Origin of the sequence: Bacillus sp. NPDC060175, from assembly GCF_042728695.1 — a bacterium.
In the GTDB taxonomy this organism is placed as follows: domain Bacteria; phylum Bacillota; class Bacilli; order Bacillales; family Bacillaceae_G; genus Bacillus_A.
Window position 1 is genome coordinate 22646 of the sequence record NZ_JBHWYR010000048.1, and the last position, 20506, is coordinate 43151.

The 20506-nt window shown below is 34.6% G+C and carries 12 protein-coding genes and 4 pseudogenes; 3 read left to right on the plus strand and 13 right to left on the minus strand.

From position 1 onward, the window contains the following. Nucleotides 1-63 precede the first annotated feature (63 nt). Complete coding sequence (locus ACFWDE_RS21190) at nucleotides 64-306, minus strand: alpha/beta hydrolase (protein ID WP_002166554.1); 243 nt, start codon at nucleotides 304-306, stop codon at nucleotides 64-66. Nucleotides 307-343: 37 nt separating this feature from the next. On the opposite strand from ACFWDE_RS21190, the pseudogene ACFWDE_RS21195 reads away from it, so the two are divergent. Then, nucleotides 344-484: pseudogene (locus ACFWDE_RS21195) on the plus strand (IS6 family transposase); the annotation flags it as partial. Here ACFWDE_RS21195 and ACFWDE_RS21200 read toward each other — a convergent pair. The 9 genes and pseudogenes from ACFWDE_RS21200 to ACFWDE_RS21240 all read right to left on the minus strand — a co-directional run. Next, a pseudogene (locus ACFWDE_RS21200) lies at nucleotides 473-640 on the minus strand (IS4 family transposase); the annotation flags it as partial. The pseudogenes ACFWDE_RS21195 and ACFWDE_RS21200 overlap by 12 nt on opposite strands. 111 nt (nucleotides 641-751) lie before the next feature. Beyond that, nucleotides 752-1282, minus strand: a complete 531-nt coding sequence (locus ACFWDE_RS21205; protein WP_002204269.1) for a GNAT family N-acetyltransferase — start codon at nucleotides 1280-1282, stop codon at nucleotides 752-754. Between the two features lie 241 nt (nucleotides 1283-1523). Continuing rightward, nucleotides 1524-1967: a carboxymuconolactone decarboxylase family protein gene (locus ACFWDE_RS21210; RefSeq protein ID WP_000083030.1), complete on the minus strand. Its 444-nt coding sequence runs from the start codon at nucleotides 1965-1967 to the stop codon at nucleotides 1524-1526. A 944-nt stretch (nucleotides 1968-2911) separates the two neighbouring features. After that, a complete protein-coding gene (locus ACFWDE_RS21215; protein WP_085311911.1) occupies nucleotides 2912-3322 on the minus strand; it encodes a DUF1878 family protein in 411 nt (136 codons plus the stop codon). A gap of 482 nt (nucleotides 3323-3804) precedes the next feature. Beyond that, entirely contained in the window at nucleotides 3805-4842 is a 1038-nt protein-coding gene (locus ACFWDE_RS21220; protein ID WP_377894516.1) for a serine hydrolase domain-containing protein, read from the minus strand. An 817-nt stretch (nucleotides 4843-5659) separates the two neighbouring features. Next, a complete protein-coding gene (locus ACFWDE_RS21225) occupies nucleotides 5660-7450 on the minus strand; it encodes a response regulator (RefSeq protein ID WP_377894518.1) in 1791 nt (596 codons plus the stop codon). 4 nt (nucleotides 7451-7454) lie between these two features. Then, nucleotides 7455-8045, minus strand: a complete 591-nt coding sequence (locus tag ACFWDE_RS21230; protein ID WP_377894519.1) for a sensor domain-containing protein — start codon at nucleotides 8043-8045, stop codon at nucleotides 7455-7457. A 175-nt stretch (nucleotides 8046-8220) separates the two neighbouring features. Further along, nucleotides 8221-9051, minus strand: a pseudogene (locus ACFWDE_RS21235) (IS4 family transposase); the annotation flags it as partial. Between the two features lie 234 nt (nucleotides 9052-9285). Then, nucleotides 9286-10455, minus strand: a complete 1170-nt coding sequence (locus ACFWDE_RS21240) for a serine hydrolase domain-containing protein (RefSeq protein ID WP_377894521.1) — start codon at nucleotides 10453-10455, stop codon at nucleotides 9286-9288. 575 nt (nucleotides 10456-11030) lie between these two features. On the opposite strand from ACFWDE_RS21240, the gene ACFWDE_RS21245 reads away from it, so the two are divergent. Continuing rightward, entirely contained in the window at nucleotides 11031-13061 is a 2031-nt protein-coding gene (locus ACFWDE_RS21245) for a serine hydrolase domain-containing protein (protein WP_377894523.1), read from the plus strand. Between the two features lie 525 nt (nucleotides 13062-13586). After that, nucleotides 13587-14495, plus strand: a pseudogene (locus ACFWDE_RS21250) (nucleoside hydrolase). Between the two features lie 500 nt (nucleotides 14496-14995). On the opposite strand, the gene ACFWDE_RS21255 reads toward ACFWDE_RS21250, so the two are convergent. The 3 genes from ACFWDE_RS21255 to ACFWDE_RS21265 form a co-directional block, all read right to left on the minus strand. Beyond that, nucleotides 14996-16780, minus strand: a complete 1785-nt coding sequence (locus ACFWDE_RS21255) for an S-layer homology domain-containing protein (RefSeq protein ID WP_377894525.1) — start codon at nucleotides 16778-16780, stop codon at nucleotides 14996-14998. 155 nt (nucleotides 16781-16935) lie between these two features. Beyond that, complete coding sequence (locus ACFWDE_RS21260) at nucleotides 16936-17643, minus strand: IS6 family transposase (RefSeq protein ID WP_377894527.1); 708 nt, start codon at nucleotides 17641-17643, stop codon at nucleotides 16936-16938. Nucleotides 17644-17809: 166 nt separating this feature from the next. Beyond that, nucleotides 17810-20185, minus strand: a complete 2376-nt coding sequence (locus ACFWDE_RS21265) for a putative mucin/carbohydrate-binding domain-containing protein (protein ID WP_377894529.1) — start codon at nucleotides 20183-20185, stop codon at nucleotides 17810-17812. Between the last annotated feature and the right edge of the window lie 321 nt (nucleotides 20186-20506).

The window sequence follows — 20506 nt, forward strand, 5'->3', positions numbered from 1 at the left end:
TTGGTCCCTTGTTGTTCAGGTAGTTCATAGTTTTTTTTGTATCATAAAGACCATATACTGGAATTACTGCACGTATTTTAAAACAAGCATTGCAGCTAGATAGCCACCTGCTGAGTCACCCATAACTCCTATATTTTGTGGATTTAAATTCCATTCATATGATTGATTCACAATATAGTCGATTGCTAATCTCATATCATCCATGATGCCCGGCCAAGTAGAATAAGATGGAGTAGCCAAGCGGTAATTTAGGTTCTGGTGCAGAAAATTTAAAATGACTGAAAATAGTCTTTCAAACTTGGACATACTGATACTATTACTCTATAAAAGGTGTGTAATCAGTATGGAAAAGGAAAATTTTTTTAAATGGAAACATTATCAACCTGACATTATTTTATTAACGGTTAGATGGTACCTACGGTACAATTTAAGCTTTCGTAATGTGGTGGAAATGATGGAGGAACGAGGGCTAACTTTGGCTCATCCATACACATAATGCGACTAAATCTTTTGCTTGGTATTTACTTGTTCGTTGTACGAAACCAACATCTCTAGCAAGATCTCGTAAGATATTTGGAGATAAAAAGCTTTGAATCTCTTGAGCAAATAGTTGTAATTCATCAGATACAGAAATAGACATACAAAAAACGCCATCCTTTCCTATGATTCTACAGAAAGAATAACGTATTTTTTTCATTTTGAGGGTATTTAATAGCCTACATTTTAAGGAATGTAGGCTAAGTAATATAAGTTAATCCGTTATTAATTTTGAATAAATACTTAGATCAATAAACTTTTCATTAGATTTTTCACACTTTCTCATTGTCCCTTCGAATGTAAAGTTTAACTTTTGTAAGACTTTTATTGAATTGATGTTTTCAGATTCAACTTTTGCTTCTATTCTATTGAATTCTAAAGTACTAAACGCATAATCCATTAAAGAGAGAATGGCTTCTGGCGCATATCCCTTACCCCAAAAAGCTTTACTAATATCGTAACCAATTTCTGCTTTGGCGTTTTTGAAATCAAATGAATTATAACCACAAGAACCGATAATTTCATTTGATTCTAATTCAATTATTGAATAACGAATAGCTCTGTTTTCCCGAGATAACTTATCAAGCATTTCAATCATATCTACCGCTTGGCTTTCATCAGTAAAACTATTGATATTCATAAATTTTGTAACTTCTGGATCAGCCCAAATTGTAAACATGCTAGCTGAGTCTGATGCTTTCATTTTTCTTAAAACTAATCTTTCGGTTTGTAGTTCTGTAATCAATATTTTTACCTCCATTATGTTTTTATTTTGGGGTTAAGATATTGATATCTGCGCATAGTTCAGTCCCTTCGTGTTTCAAGATAATATTATTATAAAAGCTATAAAGGATGAAACAATAAATTTCAAAAATTTGGTTATGTCACAGTTTATGATAACTGCGTAATAAAGAAAAATGAAACAATTGCATTGTGATTGTTAAACATCTTTAATTTTATTCTTATTTACCGTTCGTTGAGAGCAATTATTTTTTAGTTGCTGTATTTCCCATTGCAATAGAAATTCTATTCCAACTGTTGATTTGATTAATTACCAGAACAAGGTCAACATATTGTTTCTCGTCATAGTGTTCACGTACTCGCTTATATAGGTCTTCAGGAACTCTTTTAGTGGGAATTAGAGTAATATGCTCAGATAGTTCAAGAGCAACTTTCTCTTCAGGTGTATAAAAATCACATTCATTCCAAGCATTCAAGCAATAAATTCGTTGTTCGGTTTCACCTATCTTACGGGCATCGGATGTATGCATATCCATGCAGAAAGCACAACCGTTAATTTGAGAGACTCTAATCTTTATAAGTTCTCTAGTAATTCGATTAATTGTAGACTTCTTAGTGTACTTCTCCATATCCATCATAATTTTCATGCCATCAGGTGCAACATCATAGTAGGAAATTCTTTGACTCATAAGGCAAGACCTCCTTTGATTTTAAGATACTTATAATTATACCTTAATACGAACATTCGTGCTATTTTTTTATTTGTAAGGCATTCGAAATCAAAGAGAATTTCAGTTATAGACAGTGTAATTAGTTGTTTCATGCTACGTAAATATCGCAAATGAGTAACCGTATTTTCCAAACAAATATTTTCACTTTTTAATTATTTTATTATTACCGTCAGAATAAATTGAATAACTTTATTAATTTTTAAATGATTTTATTATAAATGAAACAATTTTATTATCACCAAACAATTACATAATTTTGATCAAACTTTATTCGAAAGCTACAGTGTTTTTATCTTCCTATAGTTATTTATGGGGATTTAGTTAATTTTTTCGTTTTGGAGAACAACTAATTTCTTAGCTTGATAGGCATGTGGCGGCACCTGTTTAAGGGAAAATCTGGATAAATTCTATTAAATACTATATAATAATAAATGGGAGGGGATAAAAATGCTAGATCAAATCACTTGGGGAACGCCAGCCAGCTTATTATGCTTAGGATTCTTTTTTGCAGGGTTAGGAATCTTCTTAAGAAGTATTACGTCATATACGAAAAATAAATAAAAGTTCAAAAAAACACAAAATTTCCATTTAGGGGATACTTTAAAATCTTAGGTTGATGGGCGATGGGGTACCACCCCATCGCTACCAAGCTAGCAAAACTAAATTTCCTTAAAATGAAAAAATACGCTATTCTTTCTGTAGAATCATAGGAAAGGATAACGCCTTTTTTACTTTATGGATAGTGAAAAACCTTAGCTTTATAGCGATGCCTCATCTAGCCGTTTAATAATTATTTCTGTTACCTTTATATATTTACATAATCAATGTTAGCTGCATTCAATCTATCTAGAATTCTATTAAAATCCCTTTAGAGTATCTGAAGGGGCTTTTTATTTACATAATCAAACTTTATTACTAATTTGTAATTGCTCTAAAAGATAATCACAGACATTCACAAAAATACATTGTTTTTTTAAACTTAATAACAAGTATTTCAATTCAAATTCTTGATAAAAAATCTTAGTGATATATAGTTTAAACTCATCTAAATTAGGTTTTTTGGGGCTGTATAGCATATCTAAAGGAAGTTTAAATTTAGAAAATAAATGATCATTTTGGGCAAAAATCGAAACTTCTTCTCTAGTTAATCGATCATGAAATGCAATTAAAATTTTTCTTAAAGCATTTACTTGTTCTTCTTCAAATTCATAATCTATAACAAATCTATAAAATGGGAATTCATCTGACTGAATCATACTTTGCATAAGTCTAAATTGATATCTTAATAAAGTCACTTCTTTGATTAAATCCATGTTCCTCCTCCTTCATTTCCCTAAATTAACCAGTTTATCATAACAATTTATAACTTGAAATACAAATACTTATGATATATCACCTATACAATTTTTATTAACATAACCTATCATTATCAATAGTCAACGATGTATAAAATTTTCGTTCTGGGGGTAGTTAAAAATATTAGCTTGATAGCGATGGGGTATCACCACATCGCTATCAAGCTAAGAAAAGCAATTTCCCTCAAAACGAAAATTTTGTATTTATTATATCCCTGCATTCTCATTAAATAAAAATGAGAATGCAGGGATACTCGATTTGCAATATTACCGCAACGATAATAGTGATTATCCAGAACATTAAAAATACAAATCTGATTCTAAGGTTATTTCCGTTTGTTTGATTGGATTCTGAGAAAGTGTAAGGTACATACTTTTAAACAATATTAAAAAACGTGGGTAAACCAAATCCAAATACTGTATCCTTCGCTCTATTTTTTTTACTTTTCTAAAACAATTTCTGCTATTTCATGAGCATATTTTTTAGAGTCAAATTCGTCATAGTTACTTAATACCGCAACAGACAAATATTCTTTTGGAAACCTCATGAAGTGTGAACGATAACCTGCCCAGCTTCCTGAATGTTCCAGGTATCGACAATTAAAACCTTCTGCAGCTCTCAGCCCAAAAGCATAATCTTTATTGTCAATAATCGATTCTCCAGTTGGAGAAATTTCCGGACCTATTTCGCTCATTCTTTTAACAAGGTCTTTTCCACCAACGGTACCTATAGTTAAATTCTCTCCCCATTTTACCAGGTCTTCAACTGTTGTATGAACTGCCCCATCCCCTGTATGTTCCCAAGGGCTTTCATAGATTTTATATGTTCCTTGTTCATTCTTCGAATATCCGCTAGCAATTGATATAGTAGTTGGGTAGTAATCCACAATTGTTGTGGCCCTCATATTTAAAGGGTCAAAAATACGCTCCTTTTTAAACTGACATAGAGACTTGCCACTTACTTTCTCTATCACTTGTGATAATAAAAAATATCCTGTATTGCTATACTCAAATTTTGTTCCAACTGGGAACTTTGCAATTTGATGACTTTTAAGGTGTTCTAGCGATTCTTCCACAGTTAATGTATCAGTATATTTAATATTTGCTGCTTCAGCCAATTCCATATAATCAACTAGTCCACCAGTGTGATGAATTAGGTGTCTCAATGTTACAGGTTCAGCATATGCTCCTATAGAAGGGACAAACTTTACAATTGAATCATCTAAATTCAATTTCCCCTCTTGTTCTAAAAGTAATATAGAAAATGCTGTAAATTGTTTAGAAACTGAAGCAATATTAAAAATAATTTTGGTATTTATGGGTATATTTCCCTCTATAGAAGCTAAGCCAACTGCACCTTTATAAGTTACTCCGCTATCGAAACTAGCAATATATGCAAAGCCAGGAGCTTTTGGCGAAAACTTGTTAAATAATTGTTTAATCGATGTATGTGTCTTTTCATTATATGTATTATTCATCTCAATCACATACCCTTCCTTTAAATGATTAGCAATATATTAACCTGTTATCTTTCTCATATTTAATCCAATTGGACTCCGTATCGGATTATGAAATCCAACAATGGGATGACCATCTTCAGGCTGGTTGCGCAGACCTACTTGGATACTTCAGTTTTGGACTATCTTTTGCATTATTCCAATATATTTTAAATTTTAGAATTAGGTTCCACATTTCACTTCAACTCAAAACGACATATTTTATATTTGACTACAATAAAGCATCATCACACTAATTTCTTTAGTTTCTAAATTCTTCTCTTTTTAGAGGGCTTAAATTTAGTGAGTGCTATTATGCCCGACTTTACGGAAGTACCTCTTTCAATCCCAAAACCACTCATGGCAACGTAATAGATATTTTCGAAATGAGGGAAATAGCATCTATATCACAGATGTTATTGACCAAAATATCTATTTTACTTTCAGAGTTAGGACCGATGTACTAGCGAATATGAAAACTATTTACCAGTCCTCTGTGAAGATAGGTTTTAATAAAATATTCAACTCCCTTATACCTTATACCTTTTCCCGATTTCGGTTATAGTCTACAATTTTTATAGTCATCGACATCTTATTCCATAGTGTTTTACCTTTTCGATATAAAAATCCGAATACCCATTTTAAACAACTAAATTATATTAGACTATATTCACAAAAAAGCAGGGGGTTTCCAACTCTTTATTTTTCATTGTAGTTTCAAATGTAGTATTGGGTAGTGATGCCCTGCATTATCTGTAAGTTCCCCCTTGACTTCAGCTAACTAGTTCAAGTGAGAGTGTCAAGAAAGTAATCCTGTATCTTTTGCCTTTTGTACGGCTTCTTCTCGATTTTTAACTCCTAGCTTCTCATAGAGATTGGAGGCGTAATTTCTTACCGTTCCATTTGACAAGTAAAGTTTCGAAGCTATTGTTTTATAACGGCTTCCTTGTGATAATAGTTCCAAAATCTCTAGTTCTCGTTTCGTTAATCCATACTCTTTTCCATCTGATCGTGATTCAAATGATCCTGTTTCTTCATTTTTTTCCCACATTCTATGGAACAAGTCATGATGAATCATCGTGCCTCCTCGATAGACTAGACGAATTGATTCAGCTAGTTCACGCGAATCTATGGACTTCAATAAATATCCATCCGCACCATTTCGTATGATTTCTTTTGCCCTTTCTGTATTCTGAAAGGTTGACAGAATGAGTACACGAATGTCCGGCCATTTTTCCTTAATCATTTTAGTCGCATGAATTCCATCCAAATTAGGCATCTCTAAATCCATTAATACTACATCTGGTTTTAGTCTTTCACACAATTCCATAGCCCGTTCTCCATCTTCAGCCATTCCCACTACTTGTAAATCCTCCTGTCCATCCAAAATTGTATGAAGACTTTCTCGAATAAATGAATGATCATCGACAATACACATGCGGATTTGTTCATTAGACAGTTGTGCTTGTTTCGGTAAAACACATGAAATTAACGTCCCTTCCCCCTTTTTGGAATAAACAATGACTCTTCCTTGAGACTGACTCACGCGCTCTTTCATCGCAGTTAATCCAAAGCCATCCTTCCACTCTTCTACCCCACAGCCATTATCCTGTACATCCAATCTTATCTGTTGTGGTTCAAAGTGAAGTGACACAATGATTTCTGTGGAATGCCCATGGCGAACAGCATTTGTTAGTGATTCCTGCAAGCTCCGATATAGTGTCATTTTTGATTGTTTGGAGGCCATATACTCTTCCCCTATTATTCGAGTACGTACATTTACTTTTGCATGTTTCTTAAATTCCTCTGTCAATTGTTGTAATGTGACAGCTAAGGGAAGCGATTCTTGCGATAAATCCAATTTATGTAAATACAGTCTTACTTCTTCCATACTGTTACGGGCCAATTGTAATAATGAATCGAGCTGTTGCTCTCCTTCTTTAGACTTTAATTCCATACGTAATGTTTCCATCCCCATAATAATTGAGGTATAGGAATGCCCCATCGTATCGTGTAAGTCTTTTGAGAGCCTATCACGTTCCTCGAGTAATGTAATCCGCTCAACTTGGGATACGTATTGTTCCAATACATGTTTCTGGTTCCGAATAGTTTCACTTTGACGGTAATTAATAGCCAGTAAACGAAAGAAAGAGCCCATAGCAAAAGCTAAACTGAGTTGTAGGATGATTACCCATAAATCTGTTACTTTGGAAAATATCGCAATGAGCAACGGGAACAAAATAATTGTGATAGGACCCGACCAGCGGTAAGATTTATGAGCGCTATTTGCCGCAATCATAAAAGTTGGCATTAAAAAAGTAAGATACGCTGACGGAAATAATAAAGTTAAATAGAAACACACTCCGCCAAATAATATTATTTCAGTGAACAAATAATAGCGATAACTGAACATTAAACAAATCCAAGGTACTGAAAATGAAACGATTTCCCAAAGAATTATGATCCAAAGTGGTACTGTCAAATGATCTTGTCGTTGGATAGTCGTTGATATCAATGATAGCCAAATAATAAAACGTATACAAAGTAAGGCCCAATCATACCAGAACCATAGTTTCAAAGTCTTAAACAAATTATCACTCCTTTATAGCTTTAAACATGGAATGCGTGTACATTCCAATAATTCGAACTAAGCAGTTTCCAATAAGATTATGTATCCAGATGAGAATGAAACCAACAATCATGACAAAAATTGCTGTCTCCCATGAATTCACAGCAATGCCCAATAAGTATATATTAAAATATCGAAAAAGTAAGGGTGTAACGATACATACTAGCGGCATTACATACAGTAAAACAGCACATATAAGGCTCATTATTCCGACAAAAAATTTCTGCATGAGCCAAAAAACAGCCCTCCAGTTGCTATTATTAAGGATTGTATCTCTCGCTTTAATCCATTTATCTCCCTCCTCTTTTTTTCTTGGTTCGAATAACTCTATCGATATATCTGCATAAACCTTCGTCTGAATACGTTCATACTGAACAAACGTGTGAGTTGTTTGTAGCACCCAAGCCAACAAGGGAATACCCAAAAAGATAATCGTCATTACTAATGCAAATGTAATGCTGACCAGATAGAAACAAAAGTAAAAGAATCCGGATACAAAGGTAAATAGCAAGAAATAAAAATCTTGCAAAGTTTTTTGAGCTGATGCTTTCGTCATTAAAATCTCTCCTCCTCATTCATTGCTAATGCGTTAAAAGCTACTTTTTGATTCTAAGTATTTTTCTGTCACATACGGTAGTGTCAAAGTGTCATGGTTTGTATGACATAACTATCAATACAGCCTTAGCCCACTCAATTTTTGTTATCCTTTATAAATATGACAAAAGTTCATTATCAATCATTCCTACATAAGCATCAGCTATTTCACATGTTTGTCCTGGTTGAAGGGAGTTTATTAACGTCTCCATATCTATCCGTATATACTCTGTACCTTTCTTAATTCTTCCATCTTGAAAATAGTCAGGGTTAGGATTTTTTTGATAAATACGTGTATTCGACTTGATACGAGAGATATAGTAGGCCTCCTTATCTTGTATATATTGAAGGTCTTTTAAATGAAAATAACCTAAATCTTGGATACATAAATCATTCGCTGTCACAGTTTGGGCACACAGAGAGCCGTAAGTGCGATCATGTTGTTTACCTGGACATGTATGAATATGTAGGAACTGCCCACTTAACAAATCATACTCAAGTTGAATTTTTATCCCAGCTGTATGGCTGCATCATCCTGCACCTGGATAAACCGATGAAAATACATCCGGGAGTTGAAATGCAGTTGAATCTAAAGTACGAATACGCTTGAAAACAGAAGTGTATGGAGAAGAAATCGGCATAGATGTGGCCAATTTTTTGTTTAGTAGTTCGGCTAGTAGGCGTTGTAAGAGTTGGACGGTCGCCTCATTAAATCGTTGATTCAGTCCCTCAGGACTGATAAGTACTTCTGTTGATGCTTCTAAACAGCTAGATAACTGAGTTAAAGAAGTCATAGCTATATTTTGGCTCAACCATACACATAAAGCGACTAAATCTTTTGCCTGATACTTACTGGTTCGTTGTACAAAACCAACATCTCTAGCAAGATTCCGTAAGGTATTTGAAGATAAAAAACTTTGAATCTCTTGAGCAAATAGTTGTAATTCGTCAGACACAGAAACAGACATAAAAAACACCATCCTTTCCTATGATTCTACAGAAAGAATAGCGTATTTTTTCATTATAGGGGGGCATTTCTTTTTATTAACTTGATAGCGATAGGGTACTGCCGCATGTCCATCAAATTAAGAACTTGCTTTACCCCCAAAATTTTTTTCAGAGTAAATTGTTTTTTTTGAACCAGAAAGGTATATTTTTAACTATAAAAACTATGACAAAATTTATCCGGTTTTCCTTTTTGCCTACTTGTTAAATTCAGCAAGTAAAATATTTTTATAAGGATCAGGACTGTTAGCGCTACGCATACTGTTCAAACTGACGGCCAACGTATGCTTACCGCCAAGTGTACCTCCAGCAAAAGTGCTAAATCCTGGAATGTCACCTGAGTGTCCCCATATCGTGACACCGCTTTGAAGCTTAGTTTCATAGATTCCAAGACCATATCTCCCGATTTCAGCTCTTCCTGTAGGAACTGTAGTAAGCATTTGTTTTAGCTGCTGTTCTTTCATTAATTTGCCACCGAGCAAGTAAGAAAAGAATTTGTTTAAGTCGTCAGCAGTAGAAATCATCTCTCCAGCCGAGCTACCTATACTTGGATTAAAATAAGTAACGTCTTTTAGCTCATTTGCTTCGTCTGGTTGGACATATCCACGGGCATGCTTAGTGCCTGGAATTACGCTTGAATTACCAGGTAGGAATGTATTCGACAATTCAAGCGGTTCAATAATCCTATTTTCAATCTCCTCCGCATAACTGTTTCCGGTTACTTTTTCAATAAGGATACCTAGTAATACGTATCCTGTGTTTGAATAAGACCAGCCCTTTCCTGGGGCAGAGTCTGGCGGCAATGAAAGTCCAATCTTCACTAGCTCTTCAGCGGTATACAATCTTTTTGTACGCGTAAAATCAGCTTCTTTTGATCCTGAGTATTCAGCGATACCACTTGTATGGTTCAACATCTGACGGATAGTAATCTGTTTAGCATCATATCCATTTCCTTGAATGATACCAGGTAACCATTTTTCAATGGAGTCGTCTAGATTCAGGCGGTTCTCTCCAGCTAATTGAAGTAAAACCGTCGCGATGAACGTCTTCGTCACACTACCAATGCGAAAGCGAAAATCTGTTTTCATTGGTTTCTTGGTGCTAAGATCCGCTACCCCAGCGGCATAACCCCACGTTTTTCCACCCTCAGAAGTTTTAGCAAGTATCCCCGGGAATCCAAGTTGCAATGTATCCCGTATCGCTTGCTTGACGGCAGTACGATCTCGTTGAGTACTTGTTTGTAACGAACTAGATACACTTTGAGTAGGCTCTGCTTTTACAATTGAGGTTGGCGTTGTGTATAACAGGGAACTTCCAGCTATTAAAAGGGCAAGACTTGCAAATGTAATTTGGCTACGTGTTTTCATAAGGTATTCCTCTTCTCTATTTATATTGTATAGTTAGTTGCTTGCTGTTTCGTATTAACCACACAGCTATTATCTCCACCAATGACAAAAGGTCAAAATTGAATTCGTAATCATATTCATAATTATTATTTTTACAAACGCCATTCTGTCCTAAGTAAGTCCCTCTTTTTCCATATGTATGTTAACCCTAGAAATTACTTCTTTTCCTTGAAACACTCTTGTTACTGGTTTGTTTTTCATAAATAGGTCATACCTGTTTCCCCTTTCACGCCTCTTTATATTTTTATCATACACAATGAAAATCTCCCCTCCTCATTTATTGTTAATGCGTTAAAAACTGCTCTTTGATACTAAGTGTTTTTCTGTCACATACGGTAGTGTCAAAATGTCATGATTTCTATGACATAGCTATTAATATAGCCGTATCCCACTCAATTTTTGTTGTTCTTTATAAATATGACAAAAGTTCACTATCGACTATGACTCGCCGCTTGCTACACTCTGTTCATACGCTAACGAGCCGCTAACTCGTTGTGCTAACAAAAAATTTCAATTAAATAAAGGAGCGTACAAAAATGAAACAAGCAATTAACAAACTGGGGATCGTTACAATTCTTCTTTCTTCTTCAACCATGATTTCTGCATGTTCCCAACAATCATTAGAAGCAGAAAAATCAAAACCAGCGGCATCCACGACTAATATCCAAATGACGAAAGGACTCAATAATAAAAAAGAAATAGAATCTTTTGCTGATCCGTTATTTGAAGAAAAAATGAAGAAGTACAATGTGAACGGTTCTAGTTTTGTCGTCGTTCATGATGGAAAGGTCGTTGTCAATAAAGGGTATGGATATGCCGATAAAGAAAAGAAAAGCCCCGTTACTAAGGACACGGTCTTTCAAATTGGTTCCGTCTCGAAAACTTTTACTGCTTTGGCTGTGATGCAGCAAGTCGATAAAGGAAAGCTTAAACTAGATCAAGACGTACAAAAATATCTTGGTGGATTACAAATACCTAATCAAACAGGGAAATCTCTTACCCTGTTTGATATGCTCACTTATACCAGCGGGGTAGATTTTCCCGATCTCACGAATATAACCGGACCTGAATACGTTCATAATAGTATACCAATGAAAGAATTTTTCTCTAATCATATGCCAACTGTGGTACGGCCACCGGGTGAAGTTTATACGTATGACAACGTCTCATTTGCGCTCGCAGGGTTTGCAGTAGAGAATGTTACTAACAGCCCTTTCTCGAAATATATGGAAAAGAATATTTTCAAACCATTAGATATGAAATCTACAAGCATGAGCTTTACGCCTGACCTTCTCGAAAGAATGGCTACACATTACGGTCCCACTGGCGATCCGATTCCAACAAGTGGGAGCGGTTTAAGGGATACACCACAAGGAGGCATTTTATCTACTGCGGAAGACATGTCAAAATACATGATTATGCAACTACAGAAAGGAAAGTTTAAAGACAAAGAAATTGTAAGTAAAAAAAGCATGGATATGATGCATGACTATCAAGTTTTTGATGATAAGACGACTCCTGTTGCGACAATTGGATTTGAAACGCCTTTTAATAAATTTGCTAACGGTCAACACGTTGTAATAAAAGGGGGAAGCATGCCTGGACATCAATCAATGCTGATTTTAGTGCCTGAACAAAAAACAGCATTTTTCATGTCTTACAATAATGATTCAGTGATGAGTATAGACATATATGAAACTCTCATGGATCACTATTTCCCTGCTAAGAAGAATGAAGTAAAAACAAGTTATCTCCCTTTAGAGGAAAAAGAAGCTCACAAATACTTGGGCTTATTCCAAAATACGCGTTTCGCTGCAATGCGCACTCATTTTAATTATGAAAATGGGAATTTGGTTATGGAGGGTGGTACAACGGGAAAACAAGTTCTCAAAATGATTCATCCGTTGTTATTTGAAGATTCGGAAGGCAACAAAGTTGCTTTCAAAAAGAATTCGGCTGGAGAAATCGCATATTTTCACTACAACTCTCCTAAAAGCCTTGATTTTATAGCAGATGCCCAGAGAATTAACAACAAACCACCTTTTGATGACGTTCCACAAAAGAGTAACTATAGAAGTCACATTGATAATCTTCATGCCCTAAATATTATGGGTGCAAAAACAGGTAATCTATTCAATCCGATGGACACCATGACACAAGGAGAATTTGCGGATACGTTGTTACTTGCTCATGGATGGAACGGTTTTCCAGACGAATCCAAGGAGGCAAGGGAAAAAATTATGAATGGAATTCCAGAGTATAACCGTGCTACTCCGATTACCCGACAGGTCGCAGCAACCATGATTCAAAACGTAAAGCAAATTCAAGACTTGAAAACGATTCAACCTGATAAAGCTATTAAAGTTAAATTACTTGATGCCGCAGATGACTGGGCAGTCCAATCGATTCAGGCACTTGCCTCCCAAGGAATTCTTGACCCTGATACTTCCATCAATGCTGACGGATCCTTTATGTTCCGTCCGAAAGATCTGTTACTACGTCAAGAAGCAAGTGCCTTGCTGGATTTAGCTTTTGGCTATTATGCACTACCTAACAAACGGCAGTAGATATTTTATCTTAGATTGAATCATGAAAAAATTGGATGCTGATGAGAAACCAACATCCGGCTAAAATAATACAAAAAATTCTACTTTATAAGATCTTTATGAAAACAGAAAAGATTCTAAAGATAATACGATACATCTTAAGTTTTTGCATTTAAAGAAGGAACCTATTATGAAATATGATAGGTTCCTTCTTTGTTATTTAGGGGGAATCATACTTACCCATCAAGCTAAAAAAAGCAAATACCTAAAACGAGAAAATTTGCATTTCTAGATTACAATATACATTTTTTTGGTTTTTGGGGCCATTTGATGAGCATTGAATATCAGAAAAAACGCGTTAAGATCAGTATTTATATACTATTTCGTTTCATACAAAAGGAATTTGTTCATTATTAACGAAAGTGTATGTTAACTAAATGCATTCGATCATACACAGTATTATAAAAAGGCATGGGGACAATCTCATAGCACGATATGTAATTATAATCCGTTTCAGAAGCTAGTAAAATTAAGGAGAAATATTGTATGGGGATAAAAGTATTGTTCTTTGGAGATTTTGGAATTGACGATACGATAGCTATCATATATGCACATTTAACAGATAAAGTTGATGTTATAGGAATTGTTGCAGACTACGGGAACGTACCTCAAGCTGAAGTTGTTAGAAATGTTCGCTTTTTACTTAAAAGTGTAGGAAAAGAATATATAAAAGTTTTTGGTGGGGCGGAGCATTCCATGTTTTCAGAAGCTGAAACTTTTTATCCAGAAGTTCACGGTTAATTTGGGATAGGGCCCATTCACCCAGGACTAAGGCTTCAAACATTTGAGAATTTTTTTGAGGTTCTCGCACTTATTAAGCAGTATAAAAATGAACTTATTATCGTGAATACCGGAAGGCTAACTTCACTTGCAACTTTATTTCTCCTTTATGGAGATGTGATGGAATATGTACATTCTTATTATATTATGGGAGGAGCTTTTCTATATCCAGGAAATGTTACTCCCATTGCAGAAGCTAACTTTTATGGTGATCCTGTAGCGACCAATATTGTAATGTGATACGCAAAGAATCTAACAATTTATCCTTTGAATGTTACACAATCGGCTATCGTAACACCAGAAATGGTCAATTATATTCAATCTAAAGGAAAAACTAAGTTTTTAAAGCCTCTTTTAGACTATTACTATTATCAATTTTATCAAAAAAAAGTTCCTGGAATACAAGGTAGCCCGGTTCATGATGCGCTCACTTTGATTGCGATTAATCGTGATGATATTTTTACGTACCATCAATCAGCAGTGACGGTTAATGTACTTGATACTGTACGAGGGCAAAGTATAGGAGATTTTAGATTTACTTTTGAACCAGAAACATTCGGTAATCGTCCAAAACATAGGATTGCAATACAAATGAATTATGAACAGTTTTTTTAGGAGTTTATGACTGTAACGACTGGCGACCTATTTTAGTGAATACCCTTGTCCATCAAGCTAAGATTTTAAAGTACCCTCTAAATGGAAATTTTGTGTTTTTATAGACCTGAAATTTATTTTTATCGTTTTGGGGGTAACTTGTTTTCTTAAGTTGATGGGCATGGGGTACAGATACATCGCTATCAAGCTAAAATTTTATAGTACCCCCAGAACGAAATTTTGTGTTAACTTGTAACAAAAACGCTCATTTTTTCGTTTTGGGATAATTCTGAATTCCTAAGTTGATGGGCATGGGGTAGCACCACATCGCTATCAAGCTAAGAAAAGCAAATACCCCCAAACGAGAAAATTGACATGTCCAGATGAAAATGTACAATTTTTTGTTTTAGGGGCGTTATAAAGTTTTTAAGTTGATGTGGGGTATCACCAATTAAATTTTTACGAGCAGTAATACGCCCTTATAATGATGATATAATAAACCACTCAACTTCATTTTCTTTTTATTGATGGGATTGCGCATTTGAAATTGCATTATATAAAAACTGTGCATACTGTTCACGTGTTACGTTCATATCCGGAGCAAATTCCCCTTCTCCAACTCCTACTGCAATATGGTTCGATTGCACGGCACTAATCGCATCTTTTGCCCATGAATTTGCTGGAATATCGTTGAAATTATGCGGCGCCTTTACATCTAATCTAAATGCTTTCTTAATAACTTGTGCCATTTCTGCACGTGTTAATGTAGCTTTCGGTCTAAAGTTTCCTTGATCATCTCCTTGGAAAATTCCTAGCTTAGTTAAAGCTAATATTTCCTCAGGAAACATTGTTGAATTTCCATCGATATCTCTGTATGGATTTTCATATTTATCTTGTTTTTCTATATGCAAAGTACGGTAAATTAATGCAGCTACTTGTTCACGTGTTACATTATCACCCATACCAAATATCCCATTTCCATAACCTGCAATAATTCCCTTACTCGCTAAATCATGAATTGCATGAAATGCCCAGTGTTCTTGTGGGACATCCTTAAATGTAGTTCTATTTACTCCTGCATCGATTTGCAAATCATTTTTTATTACATCCCAAAGTGGATTATCTTGACGTTTTGGTTGCCCCTCTTCATCCCATTTTATTTTTTCTGTTCCTAATTCATAATTCATTCCTGTCCAAGTATCTTCACGGAATGCATAGAATGATTTATGCCATCCATTCTGATTGAATATAGAAATTAAGTCTTGCATGTATTGAGGTGCTCCAGGAACGGTACGATTAATTCCAAATTCCTCAGCAATGATTCGATTAGATGGTACATGATTTTCCTGAGACCAATTTTGCACAGGCTGTAAGAATGTATTTAATCCATTTTTATCCCAAATCATAGGTGTTTCTAAATCTCCCACTTTTACAATTCCAGGATATTGATATTCTTTATTTTGCTTTTCAAGTTGACTTGTTAATTGATATGGCTCATACATATGAAATGCATACAATGTCTTATTATCTTTAACTGGTTTAAGATATTTAAAAGCCCAAGGTGTGGCATATAGACTTGAATCTAAAATAATAGGTGTTTCTTTATCTACTTCACGAATTGAAGTAACAACTTTTTGATAAAATTCATTTAAATCAGCTGGGGTACCCTTCACTTTTGAATACCATTTCTCATAATCTTCCGTCCAAAAATCGTTATATCTATTTTTCTTAGATGTTTCTGGATGTGGTTCATTAATAATGTTGTAACCCACCACAGCAGGATGATCTTTCAATTCAAACGCAAGGTCCTTCCAAAATTGGCTTGCTTGTTCTTGATATTTCTCTTCTTCCCAGATTCTATCATCATTCTGATTATTGTTAAATTGACGCCAACGATCACCAGGTAATGAAAGCATTGTAAGTACAACTTTAATCCCTTGTGATTGTGCAGCATCTAAATCTGCTTTCAATTTTGCTACATCCTCTTTCACTAATCCTTGATAGTTATCTGCATTACCGATAAGAAAATCTTTTCCTGATGTATCTGGTTTGTCTTCAAATAAAAAATCCTTATCTTTTGCCCATTTATCAGGTGCTAAACGAATATATTCAATATGAGCTTCTTTTGCACTTTTGTAGTTTTCAGGTAATGAAGTGCTATTCATAAAATTAGTGCCTGTTCTTTTAGAATTCCAAAAATCCATTTTGGAACCTGCACTTTTGTATGTCTCAGCTTTCACATTCATTTCTTGTATCCCTAAGCTCAGCATGCCTATTAATGCGACTATCGGTATGATTTTTTTCATAACCTCTCCCTCTTTCCGTGTTAGTTTCATATTATAAAATAAATCACTTATGTTACAGGATTGTGACAATTTCAAATAAACATATTTTATCCGGTTCTGGTGCAAAGATTTTATTTATTTGAAAGAGGTATATAGATTCCTAATGGAATCTATTCTTATGCAGCCATTCCAAATAGTTGATGAATAAACTTCACTTCATTTTGGACAGACTTGTCCCGTAAAATAAGTTGGCCTTTTTTAATGATATGCATCCCTTCTATTCCTGAAAGAATAGATTTAGCTGTACGAAAAGATTTCAATCCTAACATTGAACGAACTCTCTTTTTAATAAAACGATGATCTTGCTCTACAATGTTATTAAGGTATTTTACCTGCCTTATTTGGATGCCCACAGGCATCTTTTTCTCTGTCTTCAACTCTTCAATCGCTATAGGATAGGCCGGGTTTTTGTCTACTGTAATCACACGGGGCTTTGAAACATGAAAAGACTGCAAAGCTTTCTTGAAAAAACGCTTTGCAGTCCTATGATTTCTTGTTTTGCTTAAATGAAAATAAATTGTATTTCCTTTTGAATCAACAGCACGATATAGGTACATCCATTGACCTTTGACTTTCACATACGTCTCATCGACTCGCCAAGAATCATTGATTGACTTAGGATGACGCCTTACTCGCTTATCTAATTCGGGACCATATTGATGAACCCATCGCATAATAGTTGTATGAGCAAGGGATAGCCCACGTTCTTCCATCATTTCAACTAAATCACGAAAACTAAGGGTGTACCGTAGGTACCAACTCACTGTTAATAAAATAATATCCAATTGATAATGTTTCCACTTGAATAGATTTTGCTTTTCCATATCAGTCACATCCTTTTTTAGAGTACTAGTATCAGTATGTCCAAGTTTAGGAGGTTACTTACAAGCGTTTTGGAATTTTTGCACCAGAACCCTATTAAGGGATAATATAGTTCATAAAAATTATTTTGCTAATGCTGAAATAACTATTCTATCAAATAGACTATATTTAACTTGCTGTAATTGGTCTCCATAAGGATAACGAGAATATCCAATTTGAATCTCCATTTCCTTGATAACTTTGAACAGCTTCATAGATTTTCCCTTGATACTCTACTCTATCCCCTTTTGTATATGCTTTCTTCGGATCCCATTTTTCATAAGAAGTATTTTCCTCTTTTGTTTTTATACTAAGAGCACTACTTTGAATAGACTGATTTCCAGCTGCATCTATAGCCTTCACAGTATATTTGTATTCTATGTTAGCAGTCAGTTTACCATCAGTAAATGTGGTTCCTTGTACCGTTTGAATGAATTTCCCGTCACGTAGTACTTGATATTCTTTCACACCTACATTGTCTGTTGATGGATTCCATTTTAACTCCACGCTATCTGCAGTGATGTTGGTTGCTTGTAACCCTTGAGGCTGTGTAGGAGCTTCTGTGTCTGGAATAGGATTAGGAGTAGTAATTTGATCCACTTTCTTGAGACCATTTACTGTAACTTGATACGCTATCTTCTTACCAAAACTCTCCTGTATATTTTTATCCACATTTATAAGACTCGCACGGTTTCCACCCTCTAAATGTGTAAATTCTATATAGTCTCCGACTTTCACCGAAACTTTTTGTGTTTCCGCATTCTGTTGCCTGTTTCCATAAATGTCTTTATTATATATCACTTTTCCAGATAGGTTTTGGACTTTTATACTCGCATATGTACTATCAAAGTAATGATGTGGCACACCTGCTTTTAATTGAATTTGCATTTCTTCTTTTGTCTTATTGAAATCTAATTTGGCAAACTCAAAATCTCCTATTCCTTTCATTGACCATACAAATTGATTTCCCTCTAAAACATTAACATTGTTCGATATATCTGGGCTATATCCCAAATTTGATAAGATTGACTTTAAATCTGGCAAAACACCAATTTTATCTGTTAACGGATTTTGAGATTTGGTACCTGTATTTGGATTACTTAGTATATTTCTTAATTCAGCTGGTTTATATGGACGTCCTAAATGTTCTTTAGCAACACCTTGTATTGAAGTCGCTGCTCCAGCAATAATTGGAGAAGCACTAGATGTACCACTAAAGCCAGTTGTATAGAGATTTTTAGTGATTCTATTAGGTTCAGCACGAGTTGTATCTACATTTTCTCCCCAACCATAAACATCAATTCTACTACCATAATTTGAAAACCATAAACGTTTATGAGGAACAGTTGACGATGCGGCTCCAATCATTATAGCTCCTGAATCTTTAAAATCTGGACTATTGCGATTTAATACCTGTTTTCCATTACGATCTCTAAATTGATCAAGGTCATTAGAACCATTTGCCCCGGCTTCTATCACAATAATTCCTTTATCCGTTCCAGCTCGTATTGCATCAAAGATAGCTGGCTGTACTTCAACAGGTAAATATTTATCACCATATCCATTATAAGAAGCTTGTGCCTCTAATAATAAAATATCCCCAGCTTGTAAATTATGTACAGCATTTATTATAGCATCCGCTGTATTATAAGACCCATCATCTCTTATTTGGGATACCACTTTTACCTTAGCCTTTGGTGCAATGCCTATGTTACCAACCTTATTATCTTCAGCAGAAACAATCCCAAGAACAGAGGTTCCATGGCCAACGTGTTGATCTATATTTCTACCAGATATTAGCTCAACTTTTTGATTTACTAAATCTTCATGGTCTAATAACCAACCATACTCCATATCTACAAAAGTAGTTCCTTTTCCATCTCCACCTTTAATGCTCCATGCATAAGATGAATTAATCCCATATGGTGCTTCCTTAAGATATCCCTGGTTTGAAAATCTTGGATCGTCGTAAGGATTAAGCGATACAGTAGGTAATTGTATTTCTGGTAAAAGAGCTGGCTTTTCTTGCATATATACTTCTTCAACAAGATAAGATTTCTTAAACTTGTCCATCAACGCTTCAGCTGTTACTTTATTAGGCACTTCGACAATATAATAATCTAGTAATTTAGAAGGTGCATTATTTTCAGTTTCCCTCGTATGTTTATCAATGTTTTCAATCTCTTTCGGATTTACAGATGTAAATAAACGCTTTAATGTTAGCTGCGGAAATTCAGAGAAGATTTTTACTAATTCCGGATCGCTACCCTCATCTTTTATTTGTATTTCGAGTCCATCCTTATACGGGAAATTCACTTCACTTTTAAACTTTAAAATAATTTTATCTCCTTCTTTAATATCCCCCTGGAATTGACTTGTATTTTTTGAAGAATCTTTCGAATCTGCATACACTACATTGGGATTTTCATTAAATTTAATTAACTCTAATCCTGTAAAGGCTGTAAGTGCAATCGTAGAAACGAATATTCCTTTTATGAATTTCATAATGAATACCTCTATCCTCATTATTTTATATAATGTTTTATCGATTTTAAAGGAAGCTATTTATCATAAATAAACTCAACACCACTCGTGCGTTTACATGAAATATTTTTAAAAAATCATTTAATATACACTCAACTATTTCTCTTTTATATACAAATAAATTATTAAAATCTATGCACCTTCCCTTCAAACAACACAACATGTGTCCGATTTATATGAACTATAAATAAAAATCGCTTGTTAAAGGTCAAAAATACAGGAAATTCACTTACAAACAAATCGAATAATTTCATTTTTACATTACTTTATAAAGAATTCTTC

Coding starts and splice junctions, on each gene's coding strand:
- ACFWDE_RS21230 (WP_377894519.1), bottom strand. CDS start 8,045: ATGACGAAAGCATCAGCTCAAAAAACTTTGCAAGATTTTTATTTCTTG.
- ACFWDE_RS21210 (WP_000083030.1), bottom strand. CDS start 1,967: ATGAGTCAAAGAATTTCCTACTATGATGTTGCACCTGATGGCATGAAA.
- ACFWDE_RS21245 (WP_377894523.1), top strand. CDS start 11,031: ATGAAACAAGCAATTAACAAACTGGGGATCGTTACAATTCTTCTTTCT.
- ACFWDE_RS21215 (WP_085311911.1), bottom strand. CDS start 3,322: ATGGATTTAATCAAAGAAGTGACTTTATTAAGATATCAATTTAGACTT.
- ACFWDE_RS21220 (WP_377894516.1), bottom strand. CDS start 4,842: ATGAATAATACATATAATGAAAAGACACATACATCGATTAAACAATTA.
- ACFWDE_RS21190 (WP_002166554.1), bottom strand. CDS start 306: ATGTCCAAGTTTGAAAGACTATTTTCAGTCATTTTAAATTTTCTGCAC.
- ACFWDE_RS21255 (WP_377894525.1), bottom strand. CDS start 16,780: ATGAAAAAAATCATACCGATAGTCGCATTAATAGGCATGCTGAGCTTA.
- ACFWDE_RS21240 (WP_377894521.1), bottom strand. CDS start 10,455: ATGAAAACACGTAGCCAAATTACATTTGCAAGTCTTGCCCTTTTAATA.
- ACFWDE_RS21260 (WP_377894527.1), bottom strand. CDS start 17,643: ATGGAAAAGCAAAATCTATTCAAGTGGAAACATTATCAATTGGATATT.
- ACFWDE_RS21265 (WP_377894529.1), bottom strand. CDS start 20,185: ATGAAATTCATAAAAGGAATATTCGTTTCTACGATTGCACTTACAGCC.